This is a genomic window from Pseudomonas sp. GW822-FHT04H02, from assembly GCF_058800645.1.
Genome location: NZ_JBXAMM010000006.1, coordinates 49,572 through 60,875, shown reverse-complemented (window position 1 = coordinate 60,875; position 11,304 = coordinate 49,572). Strand labels below are relative to the sequence as shown.

Here is an 11,304-nt window from a genome sequence, read left to right as displayed (position 1 = left end):
GCGAAAAACAGCAGTTTCCGGCCCAAATCGGTGGAAAAAGCTGTTTCAGGCGTTTTCAGGTCTGTAACAGGAAGGTTACCGGGCCATCATTGACCAGGTGCACCTGCATGTCCGCGCCAAAACGCCCTGATGCCACTTTGCCATGCAACTGTTGCGCCTTCACTACCAGGTAGTCAAAAAGCTCTTCGCCAAGGGCCGGCGGCGCGGCTGTGGAAAAGCTCGGGCGCAGCCCGCTCTTGGTGTCTGCCGCCAGGGTGAATTGCGACACCAGCAGCAAGCCGCCCTGCACATCCGCCAGGGACAGGTTCATCTTGCCCTCGGCATCACTGAACACCCGATAGTTAAGCAGCTTATGCAGGAGTTTGTCGGCACTGGCCCGGGTGTCCTCGGGCTCCACCGCCACCAGTACCAGCAATCCCTGGTCCACCGCGCCGACTATGTCCCCGGCGACTTCCACCCGCGCGCCACGCACGCGCTGCAACAGGCCCTTCATGCTTCTTCGGGCGGCAGGTCGAGCAGACGGCGCGCCATCTGGTCGGTGGCGCGTACCAGAGCATCGGTGATGCCCGGCTCGGAGGCGGCGTGGCCAGCGTCGCGGATCACCTGCAGCTCGCTGTTGGGCCAGGCCTGATGCAGCTCCCAGGCGTTGTCCAGCGGGCAGATCACATCGTAGCGGCCATGGACGATGACCCCGGGCAGATGGGCGATCTTGCCCATGTCGCGGATCAGCTGGTCAGGTTCGAGGAAGGCGTTGTTGGTGAAGTAATGGCATTCGATCCGGGCAATCGACAGCGCCCGCTGCGGCTCGGAGAAACGGTCCACCACCAACGGGTTGGGGCGCAGGGTCGCGGTGCGCCCTTCCCAGCCCGACCAGGCCTTGGCCGCATGCATCTGGGCGATCTGGTCGGTGCCGGTCAGGCGCTTGTGGAAGGCGCTGACCAGGTCATGCCGCTCTTCCAGAGGAATCGGCGCCACATAGTCCTGCCAGTAGTCGGGGAACAGGCGGCTGGCGCCACACTGGTAATACCACTGGATCTCCTGGGGCCGGGCAAGGAAGATGCCCCGCACGATCAGGCCGAGCACGCGCTCCGGGTGGGTCTGGGCATAGGCCAGGGCCAGGGTCGAACCCCAGGAGCCGCCAAACAGCACCCACTTGTCGATGCCCAGGTGCTGGCGAATGCGCTCAAGGTCCGCCACCAGGTCCCAGGTGGTGTTGTTTTCCAGGCTGGCGTGGGGGGTGGAACGCCCGCAACCGCGCTGGTCGAACGTGACGATGCGGTACAGATTCGGGTCGAAGTAGCAGCGGCTGGCCCCATCGCAGCCCGCCCCCGGCCCGCCATGAATGAACACCACCGGCAAACCTTCCGGTGAACCACTTTCGTCGACATACAGCACGTGCGGCTCGTCGACGGCCAGATCGTGCCGGGCATAGGGTTTGATCTGCGGGTACAAAGTCTGCATTACGCGCTCCGTGGAGGTCGGGTTCATCCCTGGCGGGGACTACATTTATTCTGCCGTCCGGCATCATAAACCCGAATTACGCAATGAGCATGTCCTTGGAGAAAACAGGGTTGTTTGCAGGTTTTGCGCGGGGGTCGAAGGCGCTTCGCGAGCAAGCGCGCTCCTACACAAAGGCGTGTACCCGCTGTAGGAGCGCTTGCTGTCAGGCGTAACGTTCCTGCCCCCAGGCCAGCAGCCCCTGGAGCAATTCCTTGAGCACCACCTGGGTCGGTGCTGCCAGGTCCTCGCGATAGCGGAACGGTTCGAACTCTTCCATGTAGGCGCTCTGTGCCAGCTCCAGTTGCACGGCATGGATATGCTCGGCCGGGTTGCCGTAGTGGCGGGTGATATGCCCGCCCTTGAAGCGCCCGTTGAGCACATGGGTGTAGCCGCCGTGGCCGGCGCAGATCGCCTCCAGCCGGCCGGCCAGTTGCGGATCGCAGCTGGCGCCATTGAAAGTGCCGAGGTTGAAGTCCGGCAGCTTGCCTTCGAACAGGTGCGGGATCAACGAGCGGATGGAGTGGGCATCGAACAGCAGGGCATAGCCGAATTCGGCCTTGAGCCGCGCCAGCTCTTCCTGGAGGGTGCGGTGGTAAGGCCCCCACACCTCGTGCAGGTACTGCTCGCGCTCCTCACTGGACGGCGCCTGACCTTCGACGAACAAGGGCTCGCCGTCGAACAGGGTGGCCGGGTACAGGCCAGTGGTGGCCCCCACGTACAGGGGCTTGTCATCGGACGGGCGGTTCAGGTCAATGACAAAACGCGAATATTCGGCCGCCAGGGTACTGGCCCCCAGCTCCTGGGCGAACTGGTACAGCCGTGGAATGTGCCAGTCGGTGTCCGGCAGGCTCTGCGCCTGGGGCACCAGCCCGGCCGCCACCGCCGGGGTCAGGCGCGTACCGGCGTGGGGCATGCTGATCAGCAGCGGCACCCGGCCTTGTTTGAAATTCAGAACCTTATCCACAACCCTTCTCCTACACAGTCACTTCAACGCCGTGTCGCACGACGCGCTTTTCCAGATCGCCGCCCAGCCAGTAGGCCAGGTCGGCAGGACGATCGATCTGCCAGGCGACGAAGTCCGCCACCTTGCCCACCTCCAGCGAACCATGGGTCTTTTCCATGCCCAGGGCCTGGGCCGCATGCAGGGTAACCCCGGCCAGGGCCTCCTCGGGGGTCATACGGAAACAGGTACAGGCCATGTTCAGCATCAGCCGCAGCGACAACGCCGGTGACGTACCGGGATTGAGGTCGCTGGCCACGGCGATCTTCACCCCGTGCTTGCGCAGGGCTTCCATTGGCGGCAGCTGGGTTTCCCGGAGGAAATAGAAGGCCCCCGGCAGCAACACCGCCACGGTCCCGGACGCCGCCATGGCTATTGCATCCTCCTCGGTCATGAACTCCAGGTGATCGGCGGACAGCGCATGGTAGCGGGCCGCCAGGCTCGAACCATGCAGCGACGACAGTTGCTCGGCGTGCAGCTTGACCGGCAGGCCGAGCTGTTGCGCGGCAATGAACACCCGCTCCACCTGCTCCGGGGAGAACGCCAGGTATTCACAGAAGGCATCCACCGCGTCCACCAGCCCCTCGGCCGCCAGGGCCGGGAGCATCTCGCTGCAGATATGCTCGATGTAGGCATCGCTGCGCTCGGCGTATTCCGGCGGCAGGGCGTGGGCCGCCAGGCAGGTGCTGCGCACGCTGACCGGCAACTCTTCGCCCAGGCGACGGATCACCCGCAGGATCTTGCGCTCGCTGGCCAGGTCCAGGCCGTAGCCGGACTTGATCTCGACGCTGGTCACGCCATCGCGCAACAGGCTCAGCAGACGCTTGCGGGCGCTGCCGAACAGTTCCTCCTCGGTGGCGGCCCGAGTAGCCCGTACGGTACTGGCGATACCACCGCCGGCAGCGGCGATCTCGGCATAGCTCACCCCTTGCAGGCGCTGCTCGAACTCACCACTGCGGTTGCCGCCAAATACCGTGTGGGTGTGGCAATCGATAAAGCCCGGGGTTACCCAGGCTCCAGCCAGGTCATTGACCTGGGCGTAGTCGCCGGCCGGCGCCTCCGAGCGCCGGCCGATCCACTCGATGTGCGCCCCTGACGTCACCATGGCCGCATCCTCGATGATCGAGTAAACACCCGAGGCCATGCTGGCGACGTTGCAGTGTTGCCAAAGAGTTTTCATCCAACCTCCATTAATGGTCAGTAGGTAAAGGAGCGTCGCTCATGATCGCCTGGGCCTGCCCCGCCATGGGCTTGACCCACAGCATATAGGCCACGATCAGTAGAGCGATCCACACTACGCCGACGATCAGCGCTCCCTGGGTTTTCGGGAAATAGCCCAGCACGCCGAAGATGAACAGCATGAAGGCAATGGCCGCCGCCGGGGCCCAAGGCCAGAATGGCACCTTGAACTGCAACTGGGCCACCTGCTCGGCGGTCATCGAACGGCGCATGGCCACGTGAGTCAGGAGAATCATCAGCCACACCCAGACCGTGGCGAACGTGGCCAGGGACGCGATCAGCAGGAAGATGTTTTCCGGGATCAGGTAGTTCAGCACCACCCCGATCAACAGAGTCACGGCCATCACCACCACGGTCATCCACGGCACCCCGTGCTTGGACACCTGGGCAAAGCCCTTGGGCGCCTGCCCTTGCCGGGCCAGGCCATACATCATCCGGCCGGCGCCGAAGATGTCGCTGTTGATGGCCGATACCGCCGCCGAAATCACCACGATATTGAGGATAGTGGCGGCCGAGCTGATGCCCAGGCTGTCAAAGATCTGCACGAACGGGCTGCCCTGGGTACCGATCTGCGGCCAGGGGAAAATCGACATCAGCACGAACAGGGTCAGCACGTAGAACAGCAGGATACGCAGCGGCACGGCATTGATCGCCTTGGGAATGACCCGCTTCGGATCCTGGGCCTCGCCCGCAGTGACCCCGATGATCTCGATGCCGCCAAAGGCAAACATCACCACGGCAAACGAGGCGATCACCCCACTGATGCCATTGGGCATGAAGCCGCCGTGGGCCCAGAGGTTGGCGGCGCCAGTGGCCTGGTCCTGCGCGGCGCTGCTGATACCGAAGAGCATGATGCCCAAGCCCCCCAGGATCATCGCGACGATCGCCCCGACCTTGAGCAGCGACAGCCAGAACTCCATCTCGCCGAACACCTTGACGTTGCACAGGTTCAGGCCACCGATGAACAGCACGATGCCCAGCACCCAGATCCAGCGCGCCACTTCGGGAAACCAGAAGCCCATGTAGATGCCGAAGGCAGTCACGTCCGCCAGGCACACGATCAACATCTCGAAGGCGTAGGTCCACCCCAGGATGAAGCCCGGCAACGGCCCCAGGTACTGGCTGGCGTAATGCCCGAACGAACCGGACACCGGGTTGTGCACGGCCATCTCCCCGAGGGCGCGCATCACCATGAAAACCGCCGCGCCACCGATCAGGTAGGCCAGCAACACGGCGGGCCCGGCCATCTGGATGGCCGAGGCCGAACCGTAGAACAATCCTGTACCGATGGCCGACCCCAAGGCCATGAAGCGTATATGGCGGGCTGTCAGCCCTCGGCGTAGTCCACTGTCTTGCGATTGCATGTCATCGTCCCTTTTATTGTTATCGGACAAGTCCGCCCCGCGCAGGGGTGCGGGGCGGAGGAAGCAGACGCTCCGCGCCTGTCTTGCAGGTAAAGCCAACCAGCACGGGCCGCAGCTCCACGCCGAGCGCGAAGCTGCCTGGCGGCCCGGCGTGCATTACAGGCTCGGCAACAACCGGGCTGGCAGCAGCCCGTTCAGGCAACGCGAAGCCAGCAACTCACTGGCGGCGTTGATGTCCGGTGCAAAGAAGCGGTCCTTCTCGTAGTACGCCACTTTCTCGCGCAAGGTGGCACGGGCCTTTTCCAGGGTCGGCGAGGTTTTCAGGCCTTCGCGCAGGTCCAGCCCCTGGCAGGCCGCCAGCCATTCCACAGCCAGGACACCACGGGTGTTCTCGGCCATTTCCCACAAGCGCTTGCCGGCGGCCGGGGCCATGGAGACGTGGTCTTCCTGGTTGGCAGAGGTAGGGATGCTGTCCACCGAGTGCGGGTGGGCCAGGGCCTTGTTCTCGCTGGCCAGGGCCGCGGCGGTGACCTGGGCGATCATGAAGCCGGAGTTGACCCCGCCATTGGCCACCAGGAACGGCGGCAGCTGGGACATGTGCTTGTCCATCATCAGCGAGATCCGCCGTTCGCTCAGGGAGGCGATCTCGGCGATGGCCAGGGCCATGTTGTCGGCGGCCATGGCCACCGGCTCGGCGTGGAAGTTGCCACCGGAAATCACGTCACCTTCGGCGGCGAACACCAGCGGGTTGTCCGACACGGCGTTGGCTTCCACCACCAGCACTTCGGCAGCCTGGCGCAACTGGGTCAGGCAGGCACCCATCACTTGTGGCTGGCAACGCAGGGAATACGGGTCCTGGACCTTGTCGCAGTTCTTGTGCGACGCGGATACCTCGGTGCTGTCCCCCAGCAACGCGCGATAGGCCGCGGCGGTATCGATCTGCCCGCGCTGACCACGAGCGGCGTGAATCCGCGGGTCGAATGGCGAGCGCGAACCCAGCACCGCTTCCACGGTCAGGCCGCCGCACACCAGGGCGCCGGCGAACAGGTCTTCGCCCTCGAACAGACCGCGCAAGGCGTATGCGGTGGAAACCTGGGTGCCGTTGAGCAGCGCCAGGCCTTCCTTGGCGGCCAGGGTCAACGGCTTGAGGCCGGCCACTTCCAGGGCCGCTGTCGCTTCCAGCCACTGCCCCTTGTAGCGCGCCTTGCCCTCGCCCAGCAGCACCAGGGACATGTGGGCCAAAGGCGCCAGGTCGCCGGAAGCACCCACCGAGCCCTTGAGCGGGATGTGCGGGTAGACCTCGGCGTTGATCAGGGCGATCAAGGCGTCGATCACCTGGCGGCGGATCCCGGAGAAGCCACGGCTCAGGCTGTTGACCTTGAGCACCATGATCAGGCGTACCAGGTCATCGCTGATAGGCTCGCCAACACCGGCGGCGTGGGACAGCACCAGCGAGCGCTGGAGGTTTTCCAGGTCGGCGCTGGCAATGCGGGTCGAGGCCAGCAGGCCAAAACCGGTGTTGATGCCATAGGCAGTACGATTCTCGGCGAGGATCTGCTCGACACAGGCGACGCTGGCGTCGATCTGCGTCGAGGCGCTGCCATCCAGGGTCAGGGTCAGCGGCTGCTGATAGATGGCCCGCAGTTGGGCCAGGGTCAGTTGGCCGGGAATCAGGTTTAGCGCAGTCACATTCATGCTCCTTTTGAGAGTTTTGTAATAACTAGCCAGTCGCTCCGGAAGCTTCCGTTGTCCGTCGCCACCCGCAGCTTGAGCAGGTGGCGCCTTGGCACGCTGGCGATGGGGAAATCCGTTTTATTGCACCTTGGAAAAGCGTTTGTTGAGCAATCGCGGGTCCTTGAGCAAGGCCGCCACGCTGGCGATATCCGGGGCCAGCCAGCGGTCCTGGTCGTAGGCCGGAACCCGCTCGCGCAGCAGGCACCAGGCAATGCCGGTGCCGGTGCCGAAGCGCTGCTCCTTGAGAAATTCGAATGCCTGGGCCGCCAGCAGGTACTCGATGGCGAGAATCTGGGTGCAGTTTTCCAGCACCTGCAGCAGCTTCAGGGCGGCGTTGGTGCCCAGGCTCAGGTGGTCTTCCTGCAGGCCCGAGGTGACGAAGTTGTCGAGCACCGCCGGCTGTGCCAGCTGGCGGTTCTGCGCGCACAGCGAGGCCGCCACGTACTGCACGATCATCATCCCGGAGTTGACCCCGGGCTCGGCCACCAGGAACGCCGGCAGGCCACTGACATGGGGGTTGATCAGGCGGTCCAGGCGGCGCTCGGCGATGGAGCCGATCTCGGCCATGGCAATCGCCAGCACGTCCGCCGCCAGGGCCACCGACTGGCCGTGGGGGTTGGCCTGGGACACCACCTGATAGTTGTCCGGGGTGCCCAGCAGCAACGGATTGTCGGTGGCGGCATTGAGCTCGGTTTCCACCTGCCTGGCCGCGTGGGCCAGTTGATCCCGGGCAGCACCGTGCACCTGGGGAATCGAGCGGATGCTGAGGGCGTCCTGGGTACGGATGCCCTTGCTGGAAGCGATCACCTCGCTGCGGTCGAGCAAGGCCCGCAGGTTGCTGCCCACCACCTGCATGCCGGGGTGCGCCTTGAGGGCGATGATCTCGGCATCAAAGGCGGCGATCTGGCCGCGCAGGGCCTCGAAGCTCATGGCGCCGATCACGTCGGCCCACTGCAACAGGCGGCTGGCATCGGCCAGGGCCAGGCAACCGAGGCCGGTCATGCACGGCGTGCCGTTGACCAGGCACAGACCATCCTTGGCCCCCAGTTGCACCGCTTGCAGCCCTTCCTCGGCCAGGGCCTGCTCGGCGCTGACGATGTGCCCGCGATAGCTGACCTGACCGACGCCGAGCAGCGCCACGCCGATATGGGCCATGTGGGTCAGGTAGCCCACCGAACCCTGCGACGGCACCTGCGGGGTGATCCCGCGATTGAGCAGCGCCAGCAGCGCCTGGACCACCTGCCGGTGGATCCCGGACTTGCCGTGGCTGTAGTTGATGATGGCCGCACAGATGATCGCCCGGGTCTGTTCGTCGGCCAGCACCGGGCCAACTCCGCAGGCATGGCTGAGCAGGGTATTGCGCGACAGCTGGCTGAGCTGCTCGCCGGCCAGCAACACATTGCACAAGGCCCCAAGGCCGGTGCTGATGCCATAGGCGCGCTCGCCGCTGTCCACCACTTTGCGCACGATGGCCTGGGCATTGTCGATCCGCGCCCAGGCCTGCTCCGAGAGTTCGAGCTCAGCACCGTGGCGGGCGACGGCGACAACATCCTGCCAACCCAGGGGGGCGTCGGCGATTACGATCTTTTCAGCCTGGAACATCGTTAACCTCGTGGTGAAATCCGGGGGCCTCTTCGCTGGCAAGCCAGCTCCTACGGGCCCGGGGCTTGTGGGCTGTTGAACTACACCGTCGCGGCACGACGCTGGACGAAACGATCGACGTACTCATCCGCCGGTGAATGCAGGATCTCCCTGGGCGTGCCCACCTGGATCAGGCGGCCGTCCTTGAGGATCGCGATGCGGTTGCCGATGCGCACGGCCTCGTCCAGGTCATGGGTGATGAAGACGATGGTCTTGTGCAGCGTCTTCTGCAGCTCCAGCAACTGGTCCTGCATTTCTGCGCGGATCAGCGGGTCGAGGGCGCTGAAGGCCTCGTCCATGAGAATGATGTCGGTGTCCGCCGCCAGGGCCCGGGCCAGGCCGACCCGCTGGCGCATGCCGCCGGACAGCTGGTGCGGGTACTTGTTCTCGTAGCCCTTGAGGCCCACGGTGTTGATCCAGTGCAAGGCACGCTCGGCACACAGTGCCTTGCTCTCGCCGCGCACCTTGAGGCCGTAGGCAACATTGTCCTGCACGTTGCGGTGGGGCAGCAGGCCGAAGCTCTGGAACACCATGCTGATCTTGTGCCGGCGAAACTGGCGCAGGGCCTCCATGTCGTATTGCAGGATGTCCTCGCCGTCCACCAGGATCGCGCCGCTGGTGGGGTCGATCAGGCGGTTGAAGTGGCGCACCAGGGTCGACTTGCCAGAGCCGGACAGGCCCATGATGACAAAGATCTCGCCGGTGCCGATGCTCAGGGACAGGTCGTTGACCCCGACCACACAGCCGGTCTCGGCCAGCACCTGGTCCTTGCCCTTGCCTTGGCGGATCATCGCCAGGGCATCGGCAGGGCGACTGCCGAAAATCTTGAAGACGTTCCTCACTTCGATCTTGCTGATGGCAGCGCTGCTCATTTGCTCACCTCATGGCGCGGACGACCGTAGGCCTGGGTAATGCGGTCGATCACCACCGCCAGAATCACGATCGCCAGCCCCGCTTCCAGGCCGCGCCCGACGTTGAGGGTCTGGATCCCCACCAGCACATCCTCGCCCAGGCCACGGGCACCGATCATCGAGGCGATCACCACCATCGACAGGGCCATCATCGTGGTCTGGTTGATCCCGGCCATGATGCTCGGCAGGGCCAGGGGCAGTTGCACACCGAACAGCTGCTGCCAGCGATTGGCGCCGAAGGCGTTGATCGCCTCCATCACCTCGCCGTCCACCTGGCGGATCCCCAGGTCGGTGAGGCGGATCAAGGGCGGCGCGGCGTAGATCACCGTAGCGAAGATCGCCGGCACCTTGCCCAGGCCGAACAGCATCAGCACCGGGATCAGGTACACGAAGCTGGGCATGGTCTGCATGATGTCCAAGAGCGGCATCAGCACTGAGCGCAGGCGGTTGCTGCGGGCCGAGAGGATCCCCAGGGGGATGCCGATCAGCACCGAGATCAGGGTGGCCACCAGCATCAGCGCCAGGGTCTGCATCAGCTTGTCCCACAGCCCCACCGCGCCCACCAGGAACAGCAGGCCGACGATCACCGCGGTGGTCAGCAGCTTGCGGGTGGCGTGCCAGGCGATACCGCCGACAATCGCCAGCATCAGCCACCAGGGCGCCATGCGCAGCAGGCCTTCGAGGTTGACGATGGCCCACAGCAGGGTGTCGGAAATGTGCCGGAACACATCGCCATAATGGGTCACCAGGGCGTCGACCCAGCCGTTGACCCAATCGGCGATGGAAAACGTGAAGCTTTCTGGAAACATAGGAAACTCTCGCTCAAAGGAGGTTGCTGTCCGGTTCCCGACGGCCCTTGGAGCCGCCGGAAAAGCCCGGGCTACAGGGCCGCGTCGATTTTCCCGGCGGCCTCTTCACTGACCCATGGGTGCCAGACTTCAGGATGTTCCTTGAGAAAGAGTTTCGCCAGTTTCGGCGACTCGATGCGCTCACGGCTCATGCGCGCCAGATTCTGGTTGAGCAGGTCGATCGGCAGGTTGACCTTTTCCAGTACCGCCACCAGCTCCGGGGCCTCGTCGTGGAAGACTCTGGACAAGCCGACCTTGATGCTCACGCTCTTGTCGACGCCAGGTTTCTCATCGAGCTTGACCAGGTCCACCTGGCCCATCAGCGGGGTCGGCGACCAGTAGTAGAAGAGGATCGGCTCGCCGCGCTTGTAGCTCGACAGTACCGCCGCATCCAGGGCCGGGCCGGTGCCCGGGCGGAAGTTGGTGTAGCTGCTTTCCAGGCCGTAGCTCTTGAGCATCTCGCTGTTGTCCAGCTCGCAGGTCCAGCCCGCCGGGCAGTTGTAGAAACGCCCCTTGCTCGGTTCTTCCGGGTCCTTGAACACGCTGGCGTACTTGCCCAGGTCGGCAATGTTCTTCAGGTCCGGGGCCTTGGCTTCGAGCTTGCGCTTGGCGTCGCCTTCGATCACGTAGCGCGGGACGTACCAGCCTTCGACAGCACCCACCACCGGCGCGCCGACGCCCACCACCTTGCCGGCCTTCTCGGCCTTGTTCCACACCTCGCTGCGGCCCACCCACTCTTCGGCGAAGATCTGGATGTCATTGCTGCCCAGGGCGTTTTCCATGGTGATGGAGTTGCCCGGCAGGCTGTCGGTCTTGCAGCCGTAGCCCTTCTCCAGGACCAGCTGCAGCACGTCGGTCAGCAACATCCCGCTTTCCCAGTTCAGGCCGGCGAACTTCACCGCCTTGCCCGACTCGCACCAGCCCGCGGCCTGGGCGCCGGAAGCGGCCAGCAGGCCCATGGACAGCAACGTGGTCAGCAGGGTCTTATGTATTTTCATTGTGTGACGCTCCTAATCATGAGTTGGCTTACGGCAGTTAAGAGGCATCCAGCCCTGTCCACGTCCAAT

At 64.5% G+C, this 11,304-nt stretch carries 10 protein-coding genes; all 10 read right to left on the bottom strand.

The genetic code is table 11. The features are described from left to right. Positions 1 to 55: 55 nt before the first annotated feature. The 10 genes from dtd to AC1RMG_RS24910 all read right to left on the bottom strand — a co-directional run bounded on the left by dtd (position 56) and on the right by AC1RMG_RS24910 (position 11,235). Positions 56 to 493, bottom strand: coding sequence for a D-aminoacyl-tRNA deacylase (gene dtd, locus AC1RMG_RS24955; protein ID WP_011058787.1), 438 nt, complete (start codon positions 491 to 493; stop codon positions 56 to 58). Continuing rightward, positions 490 to 1,461, bottom strand: a complete 972-nt coding sequence (gene pip / locus AC1RMG_RS24950) for a prolyl aminopeptidase (protein ID WP_011058786.1) — start codon at positions 1,459 to 1,461, stop codon at positions 490 to 492. Before pip ends, dtd begins: the two co-directional genes overlap by 4 nt. A gap of 202 nt (positions 1,462 to 1,663) precedes the next feature. Then, the gene (hutG, locus tag AC1RMG_RS24945) at positions 1,664 to 2,464 is read right to left on the bottom strand and encodes an N-formylglutamate deformylase (protein WP_342403496.1); all 801 of its coding nucleotides are present in this window, start codon (positions 2,462 to 2,464) and stop codon (positions 1,664 to 1,666) included. A 10-nt stretch (positions 2,465 to 2,474) separates the two neighbouring features. Further along, positions 2,475 to 3,680, bottom strand: coding sequence for an imidazolonepropionase (gene hutI, locus AC1RMG_RS24940; protein ID WP_041115309.1), 1,206 nt, complete (start codon positions 3,678 to 3,680; stop codon positions 2,475 to 2,477). Between the two features lie 10 nt (positions 3,681 to 3,690). After that, complete coding sequence (locus AC1RMG_RS24935) at positions 3,691 to 5,103, bottom strand: amino acid permease (RefSeq protein WP_015633849.1); 1,413 nt, start codon at positions 5,101 to 5,103, stop codon at positions 3,691 to 3,693. 156 nt (positions 5,104 to 5,259) lie between these two features. Further along, positions 5,260 to 6,798: a histidine ammonia-lyase gene (hutH, locus tag AC1RMG_RS24930; RefSeq protein WP_493170476.1), complete on the bottom strand. Its 1,539-nt coding sequence runs from the start codon at positions 6,796 to 6,798 to the stop codon at positions 5,260 to 5,262. 117 nt (positions 6,799 to 6,915) lie between these two features. Continuing rightward, on the bottom strand, positions 6,916 to 8,439 hold the full coding sequence (locus AC1RMG_RS24925) for an HAL/PAL/TAL family ammonia-lyase (RefSeq protein WP_493170474.1): 1,524 nt from the start codon (positions 8,437 to 8,439) through the stop codon (positions 6,916 to 6,918). 80 nt (positions 8,440 to 8,519) lie between these two features. After that, the gene (locus tag AC1RMG_RS24920; RefSeq protein WP_011058780.1) at positions 8,520 to 9,350 is read right to left on the bottom strand and encodes a quaternary amine ABC transporter ATP-binding protein; all 831 of its coding nucleotides are present in this window, start codon (positions 9,348 to 9,350) and stop codon (positions 8,520 to 8,522) included. Continuing rightward, positions 9,347 to 10,198, bottom strand: coding sequence for an ABC transporter permease (locus tag AC1RMG_RS24915; protein ID WP_011058779.1), 852 nt, complete (start codon positions 10,196 to 10,198; stop codon positions 9,347 to 9,349). The genes AC1RMG_RS24920 and AC1RMG_RS24915 overlap by 4 nt, the downstream gene beginning before the upstream one ends. A 71-nt stretch (positions 10,199 to 10,269) precedes the next feature. Continuing rightward, positions 10,270 to 11,235 carry an ABC transporter substrate-binding protein gene (locus AC1RMG_RS24910; protein ID WP_053148633.1) on the bottom strand — a complete coding sequence of 322 codons (966 nt, stop codon included), beginning with the start codon at positions 11,233 to 11,235 and terminating at the stop codon, positions 10,270 to 10,272. Positions 11,236 to 11,304 lie beyond the last annotated feature (69 nt).